Annotated in this window: 30 protein-coding genes; 13 read left to right on the forward strand and 17 right to left on the reverse strand. The window is 37.6% G+C overall.

From position 1 onward, the window contains the following. Window positions 1-81: 81 nt before the first annotated feature. The 7 genes from Q9306_RS03145 to Q9306_RS03175 form a co-directional block, all read right to left on the reverse strand. Entirely contained in the window at window positions 82-297 is a 216-nt protein-coding gene (locus Q9306_RS03145; RefSeq protein ID WP_306195205.1) for a spore germination protein, read from the reverse strand. 247 nt (window positions 298-544) lie between these two features. Continuing rightward, window positions 545-940 (reverse strand): spore germination protein GerPE, encoded by a 396-nt coding sequence (locus Q9306_RS03150; protein WP_306195207.1) that lies wholly within the window; start codon window positions 938-940, stop codon window positions 545-547. A gap of 12 nt (window positions 941-952) precedes the next feature. Beyond that, window positions 953-1147 (reverse strand): spore gernimation protein GerPD, encoded by a 195-nt coding sequence (locus Q9306_RS03155; RefSeq protein ID WP_306195209.1) that lies wholly within the window; start codon window positions 1145-1147, stop codon window positions 953-955. A gap of 6 nt (window positions 1148-1153) precedes the next feature. After that, window positions 1154-1768: a spore germination protein GerPC gene (locus Q9306_RS03160; protein WP_306195211.1), complete on the reverse strand. Its 615-nt coding sequence runs from the start codon at window positions 1766-1768 to the stop codon at window positions 1154-1156. Window positions 1769-1829: 61 nt separating this feature from the next. Then, window positions 1830-2036: a spore germination protein GerPB gene (locus Q9306_RS03165; RefSeq protein WP_098918548.1), complete on the reverse strand. Its 207-nt coding sequence runs from the start codon at window positions 2034-2036 to the stop codon at window positions 1830-1832. A gap of 16 nt (window positions 2037-2052) precedes the next feature. Next, a complete protein-coding gene (locus Q9306_RS03170) occupies window positions 2053-2274 on the reverse strand; it encodes a spore germination protein (protein ID WP_306195214.1) in 222 nt (73 codons plus the stop codon). 138 nt (window positions 2275-2412) lie between these two features. Further along, window positions 2413-2592 (reverse strand): aspartyl-phosphate phosphatase Spo0E family protein, encoded by a 180-nt coding sequence (locus Q9306_RS03175; RefSeq protein WP_306195216.1) that lies wholly within the window; start codon window positions 2590-2592, stop codon window positions 2413-2415. A gap of 241 nt (window positions 2593-2833) precedes the next feature. Between Q9306_RS03175 and Q9306_RS03180 the strand changes: the two genes are divergently transcribed. Together Q9306_RS03180 and Q9306_RS03185 are read left to right on the forward strand one after the other, a co-directional pair. Beyond that, a complete protein-coding gene (locus tag Q9306_RS03180; RefSeq protein WP_306195218.1) occupies window positions 2834-3733 on the forward strand; it encodes a fumarylacetoacetate hydrolase family protein in 900 nt (299 codons plus the stop codon). Beyond that, window positions 3720-4214 (forward strand): HXXEE domain-containing protein, encoded by a 495-nt coding sequence (locus Q9306_RS03185; protein WP_306195221.1) that lies wholly within the window; start codon window positions 3720-3722, stop codon window positions 4212-4214. The genes Q9306_RS03180 and Q9306_RS03185 overlap by 14 nt, the downstream gene beginning before the upstream one ends. Before the next feature lie 41 nt (window positions 4215-4255). Here the strand turns inward: Q9306_RS03185 and Q9306_RS03190 are convergent, their stop codons facing one another. Then, window positions 4256-5446, reverse strand: coding sequence for an ornithine--oxo-acid transaminase (locus tag Q9306_RS03190; RefSeq protein WP_306195223.1), 1191 nt, complete (start codon window positions 5444-5446; stop codon window positions 4256-4258). Between the two features lie 153 nt (window positions 5447-5599). Here Q9306_RS03190 and Q9306_RS03195 point away from each other — a divergent pair, with 153 nt between their 5' ends. Beyond that, the gene (locus tag Q9306_RS03195; protein WP_306195225.1) at window positions 5600-5953 is read left to right on the forward strand and encodes a YisL family protein; all 354 of its coding nucleotides are present in this window, start codon (window positions 5600-5602) and stop codon (window positions 5951-5953) included. Between the two features lie 51 nt (window positions 5954-6004). Here Q9306_RS03195 and Q9306_RS03200 read toward each other — a convergent pair whose 3' ends face one another. Next, a complete protein-coding gene (locus Q9306_RS03200) occupies window positions 6005-6556 on the reverse strand; it encodes a DUF2777 domain-containing protein (protein WP_306195227.1) in 552 nt (183 codons plus the stop codon). A 140-nt stretch (window positions 6557-6696) separates the two neighbouring features. Here Q9306_RS03200 and asnB point away from each other — a divergent pair, with 140 nt between their 5' ends. Together asnB and Q9306_RS03210 are read left to right on the forward strand one after the other, a co-directional pair. Beyond that, entirely contained in the window at window positions 6697-8544 is a 1848-nt protein-coding gene (gene asnB / locus Q9306_RS03205; protein WP_306195530.1) for an asparagine synthase (glutamine-hydrolyzing), read from the forward strand. A 223-nt stretch (window positions 8545-8767) separates the two neighbouring features. After that, window positions 8768-9019 carry a hypothetical protein gene (locus tag Q9306_RS03210; RefSeq protein ID WP_306195229.1) on the forward strand — a complete coding sequence of 84 codons (252 nt, stop codon included), beginning with the start codon at window positions 8768-8770 and terminating at the stop codon, window positions 9017-9019. A 76-nt stretch (window positions 9020-9095) separates the two neighbouring features. Here Q9306_RS03210 and Q9306_RS03215 read toward each other — a convergent pair whose 3' ends face one another. Continuing rightward, window positions 9096-9977, reverse strand: coding sequence for an ammonium transporter (locus Q9306_RS03215; protein WP_306195231.1), 882 nt, complete (start codon window positions 9975-9977; stop codon window positions 9096-9098). A 280-nt stretch (window positions 9978-10257) separates the two neighbouring features. Here Q9306_RS03215 and Q9306_RS03220 point away from each other — a divergent pair, with 280 nt between their 5' ends. Next, on the forward strand, window positions 10258-11541 hold the full coding sequence (locus tag Q9306_RS03220) for an alpha-amylase family glycosyl hydrolase (protein ID WP_306195532.1): 1284 nt from the start codon (window positions 10258-10260) through the stop codon (window positions 11539-11541). 56 nt (window positions 11542-11597) lie between these two features. Here the strand turns inward: Q9306_RS03220 and Q9306_RS03225 are convergent, their stop codons facing one another. Further along, window positions 11598-12089, reverse strand: coding sequence for a YajQ family cyclic di-GMP-binding protein (locus Q9306_RS03225; protein WP_306195233.1), 492 nt, complete (start codon window positions 12087-12089; stop codon window positions 11598-11600). A 201-nt stretch (window positions 12090-12290) separates the two neighbouring features. Between Q9306_RS03225 and Q9306_RS03230 the strand changes: the two genes are divergently transcribed. Beyond that, window positions 12291-13145 (forward strand): CvfB family protein, encoded by an 855-nt coding sequence (locus tag Q9306_RS03230; protein WP_306195235.1) that lies wholly within the window; start codon window positions 12291-12293, stop codon window positions 13143-13145. Window positions 13146-13187: 42 nt separating this feature from the next. On the opposite strand, the gene prsA is transcribed toward Q9306_RS03230, so the two are convergent. Beyond that, entirely contained in the window at window positions 13188-14039 is an 852-nt protein-coding gene (gene prsA / locus Q9306_RS03235) for a peptidylprolyl isomerase PrsA (protein WP_306195237.1), read from the reverse strand. Between the two features lie 161 nt (window positions 14040-14200). Then, window positions 14201-14332, reverse strand: coding sequence for a DUF3941 domain-containing protein (locus tag Q9306_RS03240; RefSeq protein WP_098918564.1), 132 nt, complete (start codon window positions 14330-14332; stop codon window positions 14201-14203). A 105-nt stretch (window positions 14333-14437) separates the two neighbouring features. On the opposite strand from Q9306_RS03240, the gene Q9306_RS03245 reads away from it, so the two are divergent. Beyond that, complete coding sequence (locus Q9306_RS03245) at window positions 14438-15295, forward strand: YitT family protein (RefSeq protein ID WP_306195240.1); 858 nt, start codon at window positions 14438-14440, stop codon at window positions 15293-15295. Between the two features lie 51 nt (window positions 15296-15346). Here the strand turns inward: Q9306_RS03245 and Q9306_RS03250 are convergent, their stop codons facing one another. The 3 genes from Q9306_RS03250 to Q9306_RS03260 form a co-directional block, all read right to left on the reverse strand. Then, a complete protein-coding gene (locus tag Q9306_RS03250; RefSeq protein WP_306195242.1) occupies window positions 15347-15544 on the reverse strand; it encodes a DUF3813 domain-containing protein in 198 nt (65 codons plus the stop codon). Next, the gene (locus tag Q9306_RS03255) at window positions 15544-15684 is read right to left on the reverse strand and encodes a hypothetical protein (RefSeq protein WP_020059838.1); all 141 of its coding nucleotides are present in this window, start codon (window positions 15682-15684) and stop codon (window positions 15544-15546) included. Before Q9306_RS03255 ends, Q9306_RS03250 begins: the two co-directional genes overlap by 1 nt. A gap of 98 nt (window positions 15685-15782) precedes the next feature. Then, complete coding sequence (locus Q9306_RS03260) at window positions 15783-16592, reverse strand: Cof-type HAD-IIB family hydrolase (protein WP_306195246.1); 810 nt, start codon at window positions 16590-16592, stop codon at window positions 15783-15785. Window positions 16593-16986: 394 nt separating this feature from the next. Between Q9306_RS03260 and Q9306_RS03265 the strand changes: the two genes are divergently transcribed. Continuing rightward, window positions 16987-17166: a YjzC family protein gene (locus Q9306_RS03265; protein WP_020059836.1), complete on the forward strand. Its 180-nt coding sequence runs from the start codon at window positions 16987-16989 to the stop codon at window positions 17164-17166. A gap of 157 nt (window positions 17167-17323) precedes the next feature. Continuing rightward, the gene (gene clpB / locus Q9306_RS03270) at window positions 17324-19930 is read left to right on the forward strand and encodes an ATP-dependent chaperone ClpB (RefSeq protein WP_306195248.1); all 2607 of its coding nucleotides are present in this window, start codon (window positions 17324-17326) and stop codon (window positions 19928-19930) included. Between the two features lie 31 nt (window positions 19931-19961). On the opposite strand, the gene Q9306_RS03275 is transcribed toward clpB, so the two are convergent. Beyond that, window positions 19962-20147 (reverse strand): YjzD family protein, encoded by a 186-nt coding sequence (locus Q9306_RS03275; RefSeq protein ID WP_306195250.1) that lies wholly within the window; start codon window positions 20145-20147, stop codon window positions 19962-19964. Window positions 20148-20303: 156 nt separating this feature from the next. Between Q9306_RS03275 and Q9306_RS03280 the strand changes: the two genes are divergently transcribed. The 3 genes from Q9306_RS03280 to Q9306_RS03290 all read left to right on the forward strand — a co-directional run bounded on the left by Q9306_RS03280 (window position 20304) and on the right by Q9306_RS03290 (window position 22336). Beyond that, window positions 20304-21035 carry an alpha/beta fold hydrolase gene (locus Q9306_RS03280; RefSeq protein ID WP_306195252.1) on the forward strand — a complete coding sequence of 244 codons (732 nt, stop codon included), beginning with the start codon at window positions 20304-20306 and terminating at the stop codon, window positions 21033-21035. A 220-nt stretch (window positions 21036-21255) separates the two neighbouring features. Continuing rightward, window positions 21256-22116, forward strand: coding sequence for an NAD-dependent epimerase/dehydratase family protein (locus Q9306_RS03285; RefSeq protein ID WP_306195254.1), 861 nt, complete (start codon window positions 21256-21258; stop codon window positions 22114-22116). 40 nt (window positions 22117-22156) lie between these two features. Further along, on the forward strand, window positions 22157-22336 hold the full coding sequence (locus Q9306_RS03290) for a ComZ family protein (RefSeq protein ID WP_020059831.1): 180 nt from the start codon (window positions 22157-22159) through the stop codon (window positions 22334-22336). The last annotated feature ends 141 nt before the right edge of the window (window positions 22337-22477 follow it).

The following is a 22477-nucleotide window of genomic DNA, read 5'->3' on the forward strand; positions in this document are numbered from 1 at the left end:
GGGCTTTATCCCCTAGATGGGCTCTTACTTCCCTAAAGTAGCGGGAGAAAGAAAAAACGGAGGGATTCCCTCCGTTTTTTCTTATGCTGTTCCAATTTGATCTTGATCAGCTACATCAGAATCAAATGTATTTGTACCACTTACACCATTAAAGGTATTCAGGATAAAGGCAACATTTGATGAACCTGATCCGTTATAAGCTTTCGTATTTTCTTTCGGAGATACATTATAGAAATCCCCTAAGTTAAAAGAACCGTTACTATTTTGAACGACTAAGTTTCCAACAAGAGACGGCATATTTTCACCTACTTCAATTTCCTTTTATGGTACTATATGCCTTATTGGCGAAAAGGTTCTTTTGTAACAAATTGGTTCAGCACCGTAACATGGGGTTGATTTTTTAAAAATGAATCATTTTTCATACACGGAACGGAGAGTGGCGACTCCTGCGGGAATAGCGAGGAAAGTGAGACCCCGCAGGCTTGCCGAGGAGGCTCGCTCTCGCCCGCGGAAAGCGTCCGCTCGGAGTGGAGTGTACATCTATTTATATGTCACCCCCGTCTTTTGGTGATGAACCAATAAATTGGCGAATTTGTAAAATGCGTGAGTTTGCAAATACATAATCAATAGATCCGATATGAAGACAAGACGCGCTTAGCATGCTTTGGATAGTAATGCGATTTACTTCAATAAAAGGATTTTTATTAATAACTTTCATTTGTACTTCGTTTACGCGAGTTGGAATTGTGATTTCGTCATCGACAAATATTTCATATGATTCGAAGCTTCCTTCTTTAGAAAGAAAGTTAGGCATTTCGCGGTGAACGATAATCGCTCTGCTTTTTAACTCTGCGTGATTTGTATCACCAATTTGAACAACGGCACTAAGTCCTAGCGAGGAAACCGAAGGTTGATGTACAACAGAAATATGTCGAAACACAATGAGTCCTCCTTATCTAGGAGTAGTAGGTACAGCAGTTACGAGTGGTACAAATGGACCTCCTGTAACAGATTCAAATGGTGTATCTAAAATAGAAGATGAAATAATGAAGTTTGCATCACCGACTAAGAATAAAGCAGACGAAGATAACCCGATCGCTCTAATGTTTCCTACTTTGATTTCATGATTAATAACAGTGAAATTCATATGCATTTACTCCTTTCGGAAGTTACGCGGTATATGCTGAATAAAGGAAAGAAATGCTTTATCGATATCTTGTTTCATTGCTTGGATAATGACATCTTTCATATACTGTGGGTTAGATGTAATTTCTGGATGCGGCTGTACTTGAGATAAATAGTACGGAAGACGGTGTTCCATTTGTTGCTTTATATCATCAATCATCATTTGACGGTACATATCGTCGAGAGGTGTCCGTTCTTCTTGCTCAAAATGAAGAATACGACTATATGCTTCTTCGTCTAGATAGCGGTGCATTTCTTGAATGATGTCTTGATAAAAATCGGGATTTACTTGGGTTTCAGGGTTTACTTTTAATGTTTCAGTATCCACATTAAAGTCCTCAATCATTTCTCCTTTGCCTGTAAAGGGATTTAATCCTATATTTAATGTACCATTTAAATTTTCGACTTTTAGCTGATCAAATTTATATTCGACTTTTCCAATGGAAGAGGATGGACGCTGTTTTAGTTCTTCTATTTGCTCTGTTAGCTGCGCTAGTTGTGTTTCTAGAGCGTTTATTTTCTCTTGTTGTTGTTGAATGAATTGTTGCATTTGCTGTAAATAAGTATATAGATCTTGACTCACTGCTAGAAGCCTCCTTTTCGATCTGGAGGGTGTATTGGTATATGTCTATGATATTAGTACGTTAAGAAGAACTAGGAGGAGGGGAAATAGAAATAATTTGTCCCTGAGCTGTTAGCGGTGGGGTTGGTTGTGTGAATCCGCCTGTATTAGAAAACTTTGATAATGTTTTAATACTGCCGGCACTTCCGATTTGAAAGACAGATGAAGTTGTAATACTATCTACCCTTAAATTGTTAATGATAATACTTTGATGTACAAAGAGTTTCAATTTCTATTCCCCTCCTTTAATAAGTAGCAGTGATTGGCTGATCGATAACATCATTATCATTTACATTTGTCGTACTTTCGTAATTATATACAGCTACATTATCTCCAACATTAAAAGACCCCGCTCCTGCAAATGCACGGGAATAACTAATAGGACGAATAGCAAATACATCCCCAATGTGCAATACACCGCTTGATCCGATATTAACAATATTAATGTGTCCAACCATTGCAGGCATAGAAAACACCTTTCATGTGAAAAATTTTTTGTATTTGTCCCTTTTTACTCCGAATGTCTATGATGGGAGTATTACTCTATTATTGTATGGGCGTCTGGGCAAATATGTGTCTGTTTTTTGAAAATAAAAAACGTGCACTTAGTGAGAGTGCACGTCTGTATGTTGAGTTGGCGTATCATCTATTTGTATGAGTAATATAACATTCAAGAGCCTGTCCAGCTCTTGACTACAACTAACCGTTTTTTGAGATGTCATTCCGTATCGTTTGGCCAAGTATTTCATTTTTTCACGTTTTTTTTCAATTGCTTGCTCAAACATAGAATCGGCTCCGTCTCCTTATAGATTTTAGGTGTGTCTGTAGTACATATTATACAAACTTTCCATAAAAAAGAAACGTATTCGCTAAAAGAAGAAGGAATTCTACATATTTTGGCAAAAAAATTTTTCGATTATGTGAACATTAGAGAGAATATTGTAAATTAAAAATATTTTTGGGAGGATTTTTGTTAATAGGTACGAATACAATTACAGTATGAATTTGAAGATGGGATGTGGAAATATGCGGTTTGTGACAGCAAAAACAGATGAAAAAGTGTTTGTTGGTGTTGTAGACGAAACATCACAAACGGTGTTGCATGTAAGAGAAGCGCAGAGGAAAAAAGGAGAAAAAGTTACGATTCCTATTACGATGTTAGAGTGCATTGAACAAGGAGAATCCTTTATTACGAAAGTAAATGAGATTGTCGAATGGACGAAAGAACATGATAAAGATGCTTATTATTCATTATCGGAAGTTAAGTTATTAGCTCCTATTCCAAGACCAAGAAAAAATATTCTTTGTGTTGGGAAAAACTATCGTGAGCATGTAATCGAAATGGACAAAGAGGGAACCATTCCAGAAGATCTTATTATGTTTACAAAGGCTCCAACAACGGTAATTGGCGATGGAGATCAAATTTATAGTCATCCGCATGCGACAAGTGAGCTTGATTATGAAGGAGAGCTTGCCATTGTAATCGGCAAGCGCGGAAAGGAAATTCAAAAAGAAGAAGCCCTTCATTATGTGTTTGGTTATACGATTATAAATGATGTTACAGCCAGAGATATTCAAAAGAAGCATAAGCAATTTTTCCTTGGAAAAAGCTTTGACACGTTTTGTCCAATGGGACCTGCTATTGTACATCACTCAATGATTGCGAATCCGAATGATCTTCAAATTGAAACAAAGGTGAACGGGGAAGTACGTCAATCATCTTCAACGGCAAACATGATATTTTCTATTGAAGAAATTATCTCGATTGTAAGTAAAGGGATGACGTTAGAACCAGGAGATATTATTGCAACTGGAACACCTGCTGGAGTTGGAAAGGGATTTCACCCACCGCGATTTTTGCATGCTGGTGATGAGGTTGTTGTTACTGTAGAAGATGTTGGAACGCTCCGTAATGGTGTCAAATAAAAAGGCGCGTTCTCCATACTTCTGGTTTATCCCCATTATTTTTGCTTTGCATAATGCAGAAGAATATTATTTTTTTCCGGAAATGAAGTATTTCCGCCCGGTTCAAATGGAAGAGAATATGCTGCAATCTAAGCATTTTTTCATAGCGTTACTGATATTAACTGTTTTTGTGTGCGGGGTTGTGTTTATACACAATCTGTTTTTAAAGAAGATTACGTTATATATGGTGTTGTTTACACAGGCCATGATTTTTATGAATGGGATTGTTCATCTTGTAGGGGCAATCTTAAAGAGAGGGTATGTGCCTGGACTTGGTACAGCTATATTTTTAGTCATTCCTTTTTCATTGTTTTTGTTTTGGAAAGGGAGTGTATGTAGTTGGTGGAAATGGAAGCATGTGTGGATATCATGTGTCATCGGTATTTTACTCATGTTTCCTATTCTAGCTAGTCTGTTATATATCGTTAGGACCATTGTATAGCAAAAAGAAGGTTGCCTTTTAACGGGCAACCTTCTTTCGTATTAAGATAATACTTCTTTAATTTTTTCGAATGCCCATTGTAAATCTTCTTCAGAAATAACAAGAGGCGGAGCAATGCGGATTACATTTTCATGTGTTTCTTTACATAGTAAACCAGCTGCCTTTAATTGTTCGCAGTAAGGGCGTGCAGATTCATTTAATTCGATACCGATAAATAATCCTCTTCCGCGTACATCTGTAATCATTGGATTGTCAATTTCACGTAATTGATTTAACAGCTTTTCTCCTAATTGTAAAGAGCGTTCTGTTAATTTTTCTTCTAATAGTACTTCTAAAGAAGCAAGAGAAACTGCACAAGCTAATGGATTACCACCGAATGTAGAACCGTGAGAGCCTGGCTCGAATACTTCTAAAATGTCACGGTTTGCAGCAACGCAAGAAATTGGGAATACACCGCCGCCTAGCGCTTTTCCAAGGATGTACATATCAGGAATAACATTGTCCCAATCACATGCAAATAATTTTCCAGTACGGCCTAAGCCTGTTTGGATTTCATCTGCGATAAATAATACATTTTCTTCTTTACATACATTGTATGCTTCTTGTAAGAATCCTGCTGGTGGAATGTTAATACCAGCTTCGCCTTGGATTGGCTCTAAAATAAAGGCAGCTGTATTTGGTGTAATTGCTCCCTTTAATGCTTCGATGTCGCCGTAAGGAATAACAACAATACCTGGAAGCATTGGTCCAAATCCGCGTTTATATTCATCATTGGATGACATGGATACAGCACCCATTGTGCGGCCATGGAAGTTATCTACGCAGACAATAATTTCAGCTTTATTGTCTTCTACTTTTTTCACATCATATGCCCAGCGTCTTGCTGTTTTGATAGCGGTTTCAACAGCTTCCGCACCTGTATTCATTGGTAAAATCATATCTTTATTAGTTAATTTCGCAACTTTTTCATACCAAGGACCTAATTGATCGCTGTGGAATGCGCGTGATGTTAATGTAACACGCCCAGCTTGGTCGATAAGTGCTTGAATAATTTTTGGATGGCGATGACCTTGATTTACAGCAGAATATGCACTGAGCATGTCCATATAACGGTTGCCTTCTGGATCTTCTACCCAAACACCTTCAGCTTTCGCAATTACGATTGGAAGTGGATGATAGTTATTTGCGCCGTAAGTTTCTGTTAATTCGATAATGTCCTTTGTTTGAATCATGCTAGTTCCCCCTTTTGTTTTTACAAGAAGTTTGTAAATACTCTAAATATTATATCATTTAAGTGACAAAAAAGCGAAATATTTCCTGTAAAGAAATGAACGTGGTATCATATAAAGTGAAAAAGTTTGGGAAAAGAGGAGGAAGAAATTTATATGGTACATATGCACATTACGGCATGGGCGCTTGGGATTATTTTATTTTTTGTGGCATATTCGATGTATACAAGTGGAAAACAGGCAAAAGGCATGCACATGGTAGTTCGCTTACTGTACATTTTAATTATTGCATCAGGGTTATTAATTTATAAAGACGTCCACTGGATGCCTATGATGTATGGGATTAAAATGCTTGTTGGCATCTGGGTAATTGCTTCAATGGAAATGGTTCTTGTGAAAGCAAGTAAACAGAAAGCAACAGGGGCGTTTTGGGCTCAATTTGTTATTATGTTTGTAGTTGTATTATATCTTGGTTTACGATTACCGCTAGGATTTTCGCCATTTGCTTAATCAAAGGAGCACTTTACCTCGCTTATAGAACGAGATAAAGTGCTTTTGTTTTTACATTTCAATGTGTAATTCATCCCCATCCGCTTTTGTAATTTTAAATAGATCCTTATTATTTGTAGAAGAGCGGACATAATGATGATGGAGGGCACAAATTAGTTCTTCATTATCAAATAAGAGAATATTAACGCCTTTGCATGGCTGGTCTTTTGGCTGGAATGATAAAAAATTGTGAGCATAGATGCAGTCGTATAGAGAGTATCCCAGTGATTGTAATGTTTCGGTTACAAGTGAAAAAGCCGAATCTGGCAGTTCTTCTATCCATTCATGATAGCTTGTTATTAATTTTTTTCGAATGCGAATCGTTTCACCGTTTTGCAACGGATGATGTTCATTTGCTACCTGTAAAATATGATCCTCATAAAAACGAGCGGGTAACCAATTGTTGTTATATAAAACTTCAAACCCATCTCCAATCATGTCTTCTAGCAAAGAAGCTTCGTCGCTTTCTTCGTCAAAAAATACCCATTCTTCGTTTATATATTCTACATTTCCAATTGTATGAGCACGCGGTTGACTATACAAAATATGTTTACGCTGTTTCATTCGTGTTCGCTCCTTTATATAGAAGTTTCTATTCTTGTTATAGACAGTTCGGTCTATCTTTATAACAAAGGCACATAGAATTAAAATTGGGCATAGAATAAAAACAGACTGCGGATATGAGATGAGAAAGGGTGATCGCAATGTGTGGCATTACAGGGTGGGTTGATTATACAAAAGTGTTATTACAGGAAAAAGAAGCAATAACGAAGATGGCAGAAACGCTCGCAAAAAGAGGTCCGGATGACACGAACGTTTGGCTTCGGAATCATGTTGCTTTTGGCCATAAACGGTTAATAGTTGTCGACCCAGAAGGCGGTAGACAACCGATGGTGCGGGAGAAAAGAGAAGAACGTTACGCCATTTGCTATAACGGCGAACTATATAATACAGAAGATATTCGGAAAGAATTATTGCAAAGAGGTTATACGTTTAAGGGGCATTCTGATACAGAAGTGTTGCTCGCTTCTTATGTGGAATGGAAAGAACAGTGCGTAAATCATTTAAATGGTATTTATGCATTTGCTGTATGGGATGAACAGGAAGAAAAAGTTTTTATTGCGCGTGATCGCTTGGGAGTAAAGCCGCTCTTTTATAAACATGATGCTGGGCGATTATTGTTTGGCTCAGAGTTAAAAGCGATTTTAGCTCATCCTAATGTGAAGGCAGAGATTACGACAGAGGGATTAGCAGAAGTATTTGGATTAGGTCCGTCTCGAACTCCTGGGCATGGTATATTTGCTGGAATTGATGAATTGCGTCCAGGTCATGCACTTACGTTTTCAAAAGATGGTTTAAAAGTTTGGCGCTACTGGAATGTTGTGAGTGAAGAGCACACACATAATTTTGAAGAAACGGTCGAGCGAGTTCGGTTTCTATTGCAAGATGCCATTACAAGGCAGTTAGTATCGGATGTTCCGCTCTGTACATTTTTATCGGGCGGCGTCGATTCTAGCGCGATTACCGCATTTGCGGCGATGGCGTATGAGCGAGAAGGGAAAGGGAAGCTTCATACGTATTCGATTGATTATGAAGATAACGAAAAATATTTCAAATCAAATGCATTTCAGCCAAATTCAGATGCTCCGTTTATTACGCTAATGACAAATACATTTGATACGATCCATCATCGCTGTGTAATTTCTAACGAAAGTTTAGCAAAACATTTAACGGAAGCTGTCATTGTTCGTGACTTGCCGGGGATGGCAGATATCGATTCCTCATTACTATGGTTTTGCCGAGAAATTAAACAAGATTTTGTCGTAAGTTTATCAGGTGAATGCGCTGATGAAATTTTTGGTGGTTATCCGTGGTTTTACCGCGAGGATGATTTGCAATCCAGTGCGTTTCCGTGGATGCGATCAACAGAAGCTCGTGAACAATTGTTAAAAAAAGAATGGCGTAAAAAACTAAATTTACAAGAGTATGTTCAATATCGTTATGAAGAATCAGTGCGTGAAACTCCGGCGTTGGAAGGGGAAAGCGTACTTGATGCAAAAAGAAGACAACTATTTTATTTAAATATGATTTGGTTTATGACAACGCTGCTTGACCGAAAAGATCGGATGAGTATGGGGGCTAGTTTAGAAGTGCGTGTGCCATTTGCTGATCATCGACTTGTCGAATATGCGTGGAATATTCCTTGGGAAATGAAAATGTATAAAAACCGCGAAAAAGGTCTATTGCGCAAGGCGTTAGAAGGTGTCTTGCCAAATGATGTGTTGTATAGAAAGAAAAGTCCGTACCCGAAAACGCATAATCCGTACTACACGAAAGCTGTCACTTCATGGCTGCAAGAGCTATTAACGGATAAACAGTCGATTCTCCATGAATTATTTGATAACGACCAGTTGCATGGATTAATTGAATCAGGTGGAAGTGCATTTCAAACGCCGTGGTTTGGGCAGCTTATGACAGGGCCGCAGCTGTTGGCGCATTTAGGGCAAATTCATGTTTGGTTTAAAGAGTATGGGGTTGATATTAAAGAATAAAGGGAACCTTCCATCGGTGTGATTGTATTGAACACTGATGGAAGGTTTATGTATAGTTCGTTTTTAAATAAAGATTGATAGCGGATAGGGAATATGTGGTAAAATATTCATAGGATAGGCATCGCTATAGCTGAAAAAGTATAAGGTTTTTTATAAACATTTGTCTTGGACTGTTGCTTGTCAGATTTCTTTTCGAAATACATGAAAAGGAAGGTGCCGAAATATGAATAAAAATCATGTATGGTTGGCTTTGCTTTTAAGTTTCTTAGTGATAAGGCCATTTAGGTGGCTTTTTCCCTTTTCTTCATTATTCTTCGATATTCTCTATGATTTAACGAAGTTCATTTTGTATTTCTTAGTAATACTATTAATACTTCGCTTGTTGCAATATGTAAAAGATAAATTAAGTAATGAAAAGCAAATGGTTGAACTTCTAAAAGAAATTAAGAATGCAGTGGAACGTAAAGAAAAGTAAGTTTTCGATATGAAAATGAAAAAGCTCAGAGTTTTTTGCTCTGAGCTTTTTGGCTTAATTTTTGTTCAAACATAACCTACCTCGGTGAATTGTAACCCCCTTGGTGGTCTAACTTCCCATCAAACATATCTCCAAGTGATTCAATTTGCTCATATGCCCGTTCGCCGTGAAGGGAAAGGTCGAGGCCCATTTTCTCTTCATGTTCATGCGCACGAACTGGGAGGAATAAACTGATCCCTTTAATAATTGCATATGTCATAGTAGCTGTAAATGCATAGGTCGCTCCAATGGCAAGGAGTTGTTTCCAAAGAAGTGCAGCGTTTCCGTAAAATAGTCCGTCTGCACCTGCGCTGTTAACGGATGTTGTAGCGAAAAGTCCTGTTGCAATACCGCCCCAAGTTCCGCCGATGCCGTGACAACCGAAGGCATCGAGTGCGTCGTCGTAACCGAGTTTATGTTTTAAGAAATAGACTGCTAAAAAGCAAAGTGCACCACCGATTGCCCCGATAATCAGAGCGGAGAGTGGTGTTACGAATCCGCAAGATGGTGTAATTGCGACGAGACCAGAAACAGCTCCGCAAGCGGCACCTAGTACAGTTGGTTTTTTCTGAAAAAACCATTCTGTCAGCATCCATGTAAGTGCGGAAGCTGCAGCAGCAGTATTTGTATTAATAAAAGCGGTGAGTGCGACGTCATTTAATGTTAATGTACTACCGACGTTAAAACCGAACCAATCAAAATTACCGATAAGCCCATTCCAATCAGGACCGAATGCTAAAGAATAACCGATGAAAATCCATTGAATAGACACGATTGCCATCGCACTATAACTGTGCATTGTTGTACTAAGTACATTTTTACTGCGAACCATTCCCCCGTAAAATAAAGCAAGCCCAGGTGTCATAATCATCACCATGACAGTAGATAAAAAAAGAAATACTGTATCCCCCATATGCATCGTTTCCCCTCCTATTATGTTATATAAACTAACATCAAATAATATATTTAGTATCATATTCAAAAAAATATAATAAATTAACAGATTTTTATGAAAATTTATTTTTTTGTGTAAGAAAATATAACATGACGTACTTCTTTGTGATTGAAATGCGTTAGTATACGAGAGGGGTTTAAATTGTTATACTTTTCTTATAATTAGAAAAGTTGGGGGAAGCGATGTGAAGAGGGAGTTATGGCGATATTTTCTATGTTTCATATGTTTATTGTTTGTATTTCAAATGCCTATTCATGTGTCGGCTGAGGAAACAAGGTCGTGGGAAGATGAGATTGTGTATTCTATTATGATCGATCGTTTTAATAATGGTGATTCAAGAAATGATAAAGGGATTGATACGAATCGTTTAGAAGCATATCAAGGAGGAGATATTCAGGGGATTATAAAACGACTTGATTATATAAAAGAGATGGGCTTTACTGCTGTATTGTTGTCACCACCCACTGCAAGTAGTAGTTATGATGGGTATTCTCCAACTGATATAACGAAAATGAATGAACATTTTGGCCAGGTGAAGGACATGCAGCAACTTGTCCAAGAAGCGCATGAGCGAGATATGAAAGTAATGCTTGAATTTGTAGTGAATAATGAAAATCAAACGGATGCGATTGAATATGCGAAACAATGGATTAAGCAGACGGATATAGATGGTTATCATTTGATACATAATGAGAATGTTCCGAAGTCAGTTTTGAATGAAGTGGTTGCATCTGCGCAAAGTGTGAAACAACATTTTTTTGTAATAACGGATACGCAAATGGAAGGAGCAAAAGGAGTATGGAATCAAGCTTATCAAGAGCGCATGACAGACGTGTTTGCAAAGCCGAATATTTCTGTAAAGTCATTGTATGATGTGACGAAAAGCGGCGGCGATCGTTTGGAAGGGACGTTTGTAGATAATAGTCAAACGGAGCGTTTTGTTAGAAAAGCAAAAGAAAATAAATATTATCCACCGGCCCGTTTGAAATTAGCGCTTGTTTATTTATACACATCACCGGGCATTCCCTTTGTATACTATGGTACTGAAATTGCATTAGATGGAGGGAATGTACCTGATAATCGCCGTTTAATGGATTTTAAATCAGATGAGAAATTTTTGCAGTATATAGGGAAATTAGGAGAACTTCGCAAAACATTACCATCACTTCGTTACGGAACATTTGAATTATTATATGATAAAGATGGTATGAGCCTAATAAAGCGTAGGTATAAAGGTGAAACAACACTTATCGCCATAAATAACACAACGGAAACACAAAAGGTGGAACTTGCCGCAAATGAATTTGGGAAAGATCATGAGCTGCGTGGATTGTTAGAAGATGATAGGGTGCGAGAAGAAGATGGGAAATATTACATTGTGCAAAAAAGAGAAACTGCGAATGTATATGCGCTTGCGGAAAAAACAGGGTGGAACTGGTCGTTTATTGCTGCTTTAGTAGGTGTGAATGTGTTATTTATCATCTTCCTTGTATTGATAAAGAAACGAAAAGGAACGGAATCATCTTGAAAAATAAAAGAAGCTGACCAAAAAAGTGGATTTTGGTCAGCTCTTTTTATGTATGACTATCGGTAGTTGATAAATTGTACGTCGATTGATAAATCAGCTCCGCGTACAGCTGCGATAACTGCTTGTAGGTCATCACGGTTTTTTCCTGTTACACGAACTTGGTCATCTTGTACTTGTGTTTTTACTTTTAATTTTAATTCTTTAATAATGTTATTAATTTTTTTCGCATTTTCTTTATCAATGCCTTGTTGTAATTTTGCGCGTTGACGTACTGTACCGCCAGAAGCGTTTTCGACTTTTCCATAATCTAAGTTTTTGATCGGAACTTCACGCTTAATTAATTTTGAAATCAAAACGTCTTTTACTTGATCTAATTTGTACTCGTCGTCAGAAGTTAATACGATGTCCTCTTTTTCTAATTTAATGTCGCTTTTACTTCCTTTAAAGTCATAGCGATTTTGAATTTCTTTTAAAGCGATATTAATCGCGTTTGTTACTTCTGGAAACTCTACTTTTGAAACGATATCAAAAGAACTATCCTTTGCCATAATAAGCACCTCCAAATTAAATTCCACCTCTATTATAGTGAATTTTGGTCAGTTGGACAAATAAAGGAAAAACCGTGTATAATGAAACTTTGTTTGGAATGATAAAAAAATGATATAAAGCTGTTCTCGATGCGGGTGTTTTTATATGAAAATACGACCCGTTAGAATAAGATAAATTATATAGAGAAGGGAATTAAAAATATGAGGCTACAACCAGGAGCGATTGAAGAAGTAACGGTTTTACGCGAAACAGAAATTGGATATATGGTCGGTTACGAAGAAGATGAAGTGTTTTTACATAAAAATGAAGTTGCTGGAGAAATTGAAGAAGGCGACACAATTGAAGTGTTTTTATATCACGATCATCAAGAGCGCTTAGCGGCAACAATGAAGACACCGCTTATTACAACAGAGGACTGGAACTGGGTAAAGGTTGTGGAAGTGAAGCCTGGTTTAGGGGTGTTTGTTGATATCGGTGTTTCGAAAGATATATTAATTCCAGCTGATGAGTTTCCGATTTATACACCAGTATGGCCGCAAGAAGAGGATGAATTGTATTGTACATTAAAACTAACAAATCGCGGCCGTTTAATTGCTCTTCCAGCAAGAGATGCAGATATGCAAGAGATTGTAGTGGAAGCGACGCCATCTATGTACAATAAAAATGTAAATGGTCGTGTGTACCGTTCGTTGCAAGTGGGATCATTTGTATTAACGGATGAACATTTTCGTGCCTTCTTGCACCATTCTGAGCGCAAAGAGCAAGTGCGTATTGGAGAGCGTGTAACAGGTCGTATTATTGATGTGAAAGAAGATGGAACAATTAATATTTCTCTTCTTCCTCGTAAAGAAGAAGGAATGGAAGATGATGCAGCGGTTATTTATGAGTATATGGAAAGTCGCGGCGGTGCAATGCCATTTTGGGATAAGAGCCACCCAGAAGATATTGGGGAGCGTTTTCAGATGAGTAAAGCAGCCTTCAAACGTGCTCTTGGTAAATTGATGAAAGAAGAAAAAGTTTATCAAGAAGAAGGCTGGACATATTTTAAAAAGTAATAAAAAGTAGCCGAACAAATGTGTAATTTGTTCGGCTGTTTTTTATGATTGTTGGAGACGTGTAAAAGTATCCTTTAAGTCGTCGTCTTTTACTTTAATATTTTCTTTCTTTAATTCGTCCATTAATACTTTTTGGCGCCATGTATTATCTTGAATGCGCTCAGCTTCAAGTGTTTTGCGAATAGAATCTTTCACTTCGTCGTATGGCTTTAATTCTTTTTTGTCTGTTAATTTAATAATATGGTATCCTTTTGTTGATTTTACAGGTTCGCTTACTTCACCGACATTTAATTTATAGGCTGCATCTTCAAATTCAGGTACCATTTTTCCAGGGCCGAAGTAACCTAAATCTCCACCATTTTCTTTTGAAGCCGTATCCATGGAATATTTTTTTGCTAATTCTTCAAATGATGCACCGCTATTCAATTGTCTTTTTATATCGTTTGCTGTTTGTTCGTCGTTTACTAAAATTTGGCTAGCTTTAATTTCTGGTTTATATCGAGCTTTTATGTCTTTTTCCGTTATTGTTTGCTTAATTGCTTTATCGATAGCTAAGCTAGAACGAATTTGTTTTTTTAAATCGTCTTCGTTCTTCATGCGGTTCGTTTCAAGGAACATTTTAAAATTATCGCCTGCTTGTTCTTTCACTTTATTAAATTCTTTATTCACTTCATCATCAGACACTTTATATTTTTTAATCATAATATCTTGTGCCATCATTTCATAAAGCATATCTTTTCCGAAGCGTTCTTTTAACGCCTTATCAAATTCGCCTTTTGTTATCGTACTAGTAGTAGAAGTTGCGATTGGATCCGAACCTTCTTTTGGATCACAGGCAGCTAGCATTAATGTACCGAGCGTTGCTGCTGCAATAAATAATTGTCTTCGTTTCATATAAACACCTCATCCGAAATTTGTTATTACTATTGTAGAAAAAGGAAGTGAACATGATGTGAATTTGAGATGACTTTTGTAGAAAGAAAAAGTACATCAACAAAATGTTGATGTACGAAGAAGGTTTGTTCGTATGAAATAGAGGATTCAAGTTTAGAAATTTATAGATGGTCCGTCTTTTTGGAGTAAGCGCGTTTTCCTTGCGCTATATTTTTTTGTTGTTCTTCATTTTTTTGTGTGCGTTTTGCGTTATTATCACGCGCTTTTTTGTCATTGTCACTTGTATGAGGCATATGATTCAACTCCCTTCATAACGGTTGTACGTTTATCATTTCCGTTTTCGTTAAGACTATGTATAATGTATACGATGGAATTTATATAAAGGTGGACTGGGAGATATGGACTTAAAACTGAATTATGCCGAACTTACTAAAAAATTAGTCGTTGTTATCGTTGCCGGTTTGTTAAATGCAATTGGAATGAACTTATTTTTAACGCCAGCGAAAGTGTACGCCAGTGGTTTTGCTGGATTGTCGCAATTGCTTTCGCAAGTGTTAGGAGATTTTTTATCAATTCATATTTCTACGGGAGTACTTTTTAGTTTATTTAATATCCCGGTTGTTATTTTAGCTTGGAAAAAAGTAGGGAAATCATTCACGTTTTTTAGTTTTTTAAGTGTCGCGTTTATGACGCTATTTTTAGAAATCGTGCCAGTCAAAGCGGTATCGCATGATATTATTTTAAACGCCATTTTTGGAGGGCTAATTTCTGCGGTAGGCGTAGGACTTGCTTTAAAGTGGGGAGCTTCAACGGGTGGTTTAGATATCATTGCGATGATTTTATCTAGAATGAAAGGTAAGCCGGTCGGAACATATTTCTTCTTATTTAATGCCGTTATTATTATCGCAGCCGGTTATTTATATGGTTGGGAAAAGGCGCTTTATACGTTAGTGACATTATATGTATCTTCACGCATTATTGATGCCATACATACACGTCATGTGAAAATTACGGCATTCATTGTAACGAAAAATGGAGCAGAGGTGCGAAAGGCAATTCATGAACGATTAGTTCGAGGAATTACCTCAGTTCCAGCAACAGGTGCGTTTACAAATGAAAATAAAGAGATGTTAATGATTGTTATTACTCGTTACGAGTTATATGAATTAGAAAGAATTATTAAAAAAGTAGATCCGGGTGCATTTACAAATGTTCTTGAAACAGTTGGGGTGTTTGGATTGTTCCGTAAAGATTAATAAAAAGAGGACCGTATTTGGTCCTCTTTTTATTTGTTTCTCTAGTCACAGTTACTCAGTTGTTGAAATACTTTGAAGCTCTTCTTGCATTTCGCGCAATTGTACTTTTTCGGCAGTAGAAGAATTTGTATAAGCGGACAGCAATGCATTTTTTGCTTGATTAACAAGTGCTTGCTGTTTGCTGTCATTGGAACAAGATACAGCTTGTGAGACGGCATCTCGTGCTTGTTGGAATAGTAAGTTACCCATTAGAACCCTCCGAGAGAAGAGTTATTTCGTTCTTTTTCTGCTTCAGCTAATGTACCACGGTATGGGAATCTTGCGTCGTGTTGCATAACGGAATCTGCTCCTTGTTGCACGAAACGTTTTGATTTGTTCTTTTTACCCATTCGTAATGCCCCCTTTTAGCAGAAAAGCATGGACACATTTGCTGTGTCTCCTATAGTATGTGCGCTTGGCCTCATACTATAAGCAGGGAATTTTCACCTTACAATCCAAGTGTCTCCTCTAAATAAAGGGCAATGCCATCTTCTTCGTTTGATAATGTTATGTGATTTGCTAATGATTTTAATTCTGGAATGGCGTTCCCCATGGCGATTCCATGTCCGGCAAATTCAATCATTTCAAAATCGTTATCTTCATCACCAAACGCGATGATACGTTCTTTTGGGATGTTGTAGTGACTTGAAATTTTTTGGAGGCCAATTGCTTTATTTAATCCGCTTTTCACAATTTCAATAATTGGCCAAGGAGCTCCCCATTTGCGGTGATCAATTACTTCTGCATGCATATCTGTTAAATGTTGGCGGATAGAATCAGATTTTGATTCATGTGCATCGATTAATAAACAAGTTGGATGATCTTGTAAAATGTTAAGTAAATCACCTGTGAAAATTTTTGGAGAACCAAACTCGAAAATATGTTTTTTGTCTGCATCGATTTGCTTCACATAGACATCATCAATCACTTCTGCGTAAATATTTTCTACTCCAAAGTCCCTACATGCACGAACGATTTCTTGTGCGGTAGCAAGTTCAAGTGGAGAGTGATGCGTTCCCCAATTCGTATCAAGTGGGTGATGGACGTATGCACCGTTGAAATTTACAATCGGTGTATTTAATCCAAGTTCTTTATAATATGCGTGACTCGCACGAAATGGACGGCCCGTTGATATCACAACGATATGGCCTTGTTCTTTTGCTTTTGCAATGGTTTGTTTTGTACGAGATGAAATTATTTTTTGGTCTGTAAGTAAAGTGCCATCTAAATCTAATGCAATTAAATGTTGTTTTTTCATGCGTCTCACACCTTTTATAAAAAGTTTTATGTATATTCATCTTAATTCCTGGGTGATTGCGCTGTCTACTATTTGTCGTTGGTAACGAGAAAAGTCAAGTTTTTTTCTGAAAGTTCGAATAATGTTCCTTTCCTTTTGTACAATTTGTGAAAGGGGTTACAAAGCGGAGATTATCGTGTTTATAATGAGAGTGTAATCTTCTCGTATAAGTTGTTTGACTCTCCTTTGATACTGGTCTTTATGGCCAGTTTTTTTTGTTTCTACATATATTAATGTATCTCCTGCTAAAATGTGTAATTTCATTATATGAGCATCGTTTCCTAAACATAACAGAAAAGGTTTTCTAAAATGGGACATACTAAAGATGTAATGATGGAATGGAAGGAGAATGGACATGGGACAAAGTCATCGATTCCGAGCTGGTCAAAAAGCGCCGAATGACGGCATATATGTTGAAATTGGTGAAACAGGAAGTATGGTTAAGGATCCAAAAATGGTAAAGCTTTCTGCTGGAGATAAATTTCCGGAAGTTACAAATCAAAACAGACAATGGACATATAAAAGAAGACCATAAGAAATCCCGCAGTTATAAGCTGCGGGATTTGTTGTGGTGAAATGGATTTTAAAAATAAGATTGTCAAAAAGTCCTCTTCGTTGAATAAAATAGGTGACTTGTCGTATAATCAAATCAAAGGTCAAAAAAAGTCAAACTATAAAGGGGCTGTGGCACGATGGACTTAAATCGAATGACGACAAAAACACAAGAAGCGATTATGGGTGCACAATCAATTGCTACTAAGCATCATCATCAAGATATTGATATTGTACATCTTTTAGCCGCACTTCTTCAGCAACAAGATGGATTAGCAATTCGAATTTTTCAAAAGATGAATGTAAATATAGATCAGTTCGTACAAGGAATAGAACGCTTGTTAAAGCGGAAGCCAGCGGTTACAGGGGGAGGCGCAGAAGTAGGGAAAGTTTATATTACAAGTGTGCTTCAAGGGCTGCTTGTAAGAGCTGAAGAAGAAGCGAAATATTTGCAAGATGATTATATTTCAGTGGAACATCTTCTTCTTGCATTATGTGATGAAAAGAAAACGAATGATATACGTGAATTATTTACGTCGCTTCGTATTACGAAAGAAGCGTTATTGCAAGCATTAACAGAAGTTCGGGGGAATCAAAGAGTGACGAGTCAAAATCCAGAAGTAACATATGAAGCTTTAGAAAAATATGGTCGTGATTTAGTAGCGGAAGTAAGACAAGGGAAAATTGATCCGGTCATTGGACGTGATAGTGAAATCCGCCGTGTGATTCGCATTTTATCGCGTAAAACAAAAAATAATCCTGTATTAATTGGTGAACCCGGTGTTGGGAAAACGGCGATCGTGGAGGGATTAGCGCAGCGTATTGTTCGTAAAGATGTACCGGAAGGATTAAAAGATAAAACGATTTTTGCGCTTGATATGAGCGCACTTGTTGCAGGTGCGAAATTCCGCGGTGAATTTGAAGAACGTCTGCAAGCGGTCTTAAATGAAATTAAAAAAAGTGAAGGAAAGATATTATTATTTATCGACGAGCTGCATACCATTGTAGGCGCTGGTAAAACAGAAGGAGCAATGGATGCCGGAAATATGTTAAAACCAATGTTAGCGCGCGGCGAGCTGCATTGCATCGGGGCGACAACGCTTGATGAATATCGTAAATATATTGAAAAAGACCCGGCATTAGAGCGTCGTTTCCAACAAGTATTAGCTGAAGAGCCGACAGTTGAAGATACCATTTCTATTTTGCGTGGTTTAAAAGAACGATTTGAAATTTACCATAGTGTGAATATTCATGATCGTGCTCTTGTTGCAGCTGCAACGTTATCAGATCGCTATATTTCTGATCGTTTCCTACCGGATAAAGCAATCGATTTAGTTGATGAAGCATGTGCAACGATTCGGACAGAAATTGATTCGCTGCCAACAGAGCTAGATGAAATCACACGTCGTATTATGCAGTTAGAAATTGAAGAGGCTGCACTAAGTAAAGAAACAGACCAGGCAAGTAGGGAGCGTCTGCAAACATTGCAGCGTGAGTTGTCGGATTTAAAAGAAAAAGCGAGTGGAATGCGGGCACAGTGGCAAAAAGAAAAAGAAGAAATTCATAAAGTGCGCGATTTACGCGAAAGTCTAGAGCGTTTGCGCCGCGAGCTAGAAGAGGCGGAAGGAAATTATGATTTAAATAAAGCGGCAGAGCTTCGTCACGGCAAAATTCCAGCTGTAGAAAAAGAATTGAAAGAAGCAGAAGAAGCAAGTGCGAATAAACAGCAAGATAACCGTCTTCTTCGTGAAGAAGTAAGTGAAGAAGAAATTGCGGATATTGTATCACGCTGGACGGGTATTCCGATTGCAAAGCTCGTAGAAGGAGAACGTGAGAAGCTGCTTCGTTTAGAGCAAATTTTATCAGAGCGTGTCATCGGACAAGAAGAAGCGGTCGGTCTTGTGGCGGATGCAGTATTACGTGCTCGTGCGGGAATTAAAGATCCGAATCGTCCGATTGGTTCGTTTATTTTCTTAGGACCAACGGGTGTTGGGAAAACGGAACTTGCGAAAACGTTGGCGCAGTCATTATTTGATAGCGAAGAACAAATCATTCGAATTGATATGTCTGAGTATATGGAAAAGCATGCCGTGTCTCGTTTAATTGGAGCACCTCCTGGGTATGTCGGATATGAGGAAGGTGGACAATTAACAGAAGCTGTGCGCCGTAAACCGTATTCTGTCATTTTATTAGATGAAATTGAAAAAGCACACCCAGAAGTGTTTAATATTTTACTGCAAATGTTAGATGATGGGCGCATTACAGATTCACAAGGACGTACAGTTGATTTTAAAAATACAGTGATTATTATGACGTCCAATATCGGATCGCAATATTTATTAGAAGGATTAGGAGAAGATGGTTCTATTCAAGAAGAAGCAAGAAACCTTGTAATGGGACAACTTCGCGGTCACTTCCGTCCAGAATTTCTGAATCGAGTGGACGAAATTATTCTCTTTAAACCACTTACAACAAATGAGATAAAAGGTATTGTTGATAAAATTGTGAAAGAGCTGCAACATCGTTTAACAGACCGCCATATTACAGTAGAACTTACAGATACGGCAAAAGAGTTTGTTGTAGAGTCTGGGTTTGATCCAATGTACGGTGCGCGTCCGTTAAAACGCTACGTACAGCGTCAAATTGAAACGAAGTTAGCGCGTGCGCTTATTGCAGGCACGATTACAGATCATAGTCATGTATTAATTGATGTGTCGAATAACGAGTTAGTTGTCGACGTTAAATAAAAAAGAGTCCGGGTATCCGGACTCTTTTTTATTAATGTTGCTGTGCAGGTTCGTTTGGAATTAATGCTCCAATTGCGATTACAAGTACAGTAAGAATTACAGAAAAGATAGACGCTTGCCCAAAATCGTATGTACCACCTGGCGTCATCGCGCTAATTACGTAGCTCATCATTTGCACAAGCAAGAACGACCAGATAAAGGCCCAAATTACACGCATCTTATTACACCTCTATTCGTTCAGTTTGTCTTTATTGTATCATAACTCGAAAAAGAATATAGAAAAAATATTTGTCGTTTTTGCAAAGCAAATTGCTCTTCGTATCATACATTATAAAAGAGTATATTTGATGTTGTCATATAAGGCGGGAGAAGCATGAGGATTACGGAACGTTTTTTCTTTTTAGAACAAGAGCCATGTGTAATTCATTTACCAGAAAAGCCAAATGGATTTGGGATATTGTTATTAGGTGACTATAATTACTTCATTGAGAATGGTACAAGTTTATGGCTGCAACATGCCGGGCGCTTACAATTTTTAAACGAATTGCGCAAGAATGGTTATACAGTTTTTTCTTCTAATCTATACGGCAGACATTGGGGGAATGAACAGGCGATTCGTTTAGCGAAGCGATTGTATCATATCGTCATGAAAAAGGAGATTTTAAACGAAAAAATTCATATTATAGCAGAAGGAATGGGTGCGCTTGTTGCTATGGAAATGATGGCGCAATACCCTGAGTGTGTGCGCTCTGTTCTTATGTTTAATCCGTGCCTTCATTTACCGGCACACGTTGAAATTGAAATGGAGCACAAATTTTTTTATAAGCGATTAATTCGTGAACTGATGCAAGCATATGATGCAACTGAATCGGAATTAGAACGAAAAATTGAAAAGAAAGCATTTCCGTATTTAGTATCTTCCGTTCCAGTAAAAATATTTGTATCCGCTCAAGAAAAAAAAGAACGAAAACAGTTGCTTCGTGAATATGAAAAGAAACGTTTGCAAGAGAATTGTCCGACTTCATTATCCTTTCATATACAAGATGTGAAGTATAAAATGGCACAAAATGCATGTCAGTTTTTTAAGTGGTATGAAGATTTATAAAGCTCCTATACATAGGGAGCTTTTTATCTCGCGCTAACGGGCAGTAAGACTCCCACCTCAAGATTCGGTGAAAGCATTGTCTAGCCGCTTCCGCTTTTCTTAAGAAGCTAGGTGGGAGATAACTGCCCATAAGAGCCCGATTGGGCGGGCTTTCCATCAGTGGGGGAAGAATATCCCGCTGATGGAAGTTTCACTTTATCTATGCGGGGAGGATGAGAAAATGAAACGAGTCATTGTCGTTGGGGCGTTAACATTTATCGGTTATCATCTTGTGCAAAAGTTTCTTGAAGAAGAAATTGAAGTGTGTGCGTTTGATTTTGATGAAATGAATAGTGTTTCCAAGATAAATGAAGAAAAATTATATTTAATTGGTCGAAATGCATTGTTTAAGTATTTCTCGCTTCGAGATAATGACGGATGGGAAGCTTTGGAGGAAATAGATATTGATGCTGCATACTTTTGTTTATGTGAGCCAAATCAGCAAAAGAATTTTCGAAATGAACGTACCATATTGCAATATGTAAAGCGCTTTGAGAGTTATTGCAAACGAAAAGAAATAAAATTCGTTATTTCATCTTCTGTAGAAGTGAGTTGTGCTCATAGTCGCAATGAAAATCGGATGCTTTTTTCAAAAATTGAGCGAGAAGTACAAAAAGGCGATGCAGATTACTGTATACTACGTGTTCCAACAGTATATGGACCGTGGCAACCGTCATTTATGTCATATCACCATATTATTCTAGCTCAGTTAAAACAACAAACGATTTCTCTTAGGGTAGAAGAATGTACATGTGACCTTTTATATGTCGAAGATGTTGCGAACTATTTATATACGATTGGTCAAAGAAAAATGGAAAGGAAACTATATTCTCTTTGCAGTGAAGAGAAAAATCGCTGGCAAAAAGGAATGGAACTATTACAGAAAACAAGTGCTTTTCAAATACAGGAGAAAGAGTGCGTAACAGGTGAGGAAGAAAAAGTAGTTGTTCCAAGTAAGTTTTCTTTAGAACAGGGGATGGGGCGTCAAATTTCTCACATAAAACAATATCGGCAGTTATACGAGACAACTAACACGTGGTAAACTGGAAATGAGAGTTTTGATGTGGAAAGGATGAAGAAAGATGAACGAAAAAAATATGCAGTTTTTACAAATCGCAATGAAACATTTACCAGAAGCAAAGGCAATTTTAGATGATCACGGCGTGGCGTTAGATATGGCAAAAGCACAGCCTGTATTGGAATTATTAATGAAGGTAATGGGCGAAGCATATGAACTTGGGAAAGCAGATGCGAAGGAGTAAAATAAATACGAATTGAAAAACCGACATAAAAACCGCTTTCTTTTTAGGGTGGGTGAGAGCATCTGGCCGTGCGTAGAAGCGGTCAGGGCCTTTTTCTGCCACGTGCAAGGTTAAAACAAAAGGAGAAAGCGAGTAGCTGTC

The organism is Bacillus multifaciens (genome assembly GCF_030756675.1).
Taxonomy (GTDB): Bacteria; Bacillota; Bacilli; order Bacillales; family Bacillaceae_G; genus Bacillus_A; species Bacillus_A multifaciens.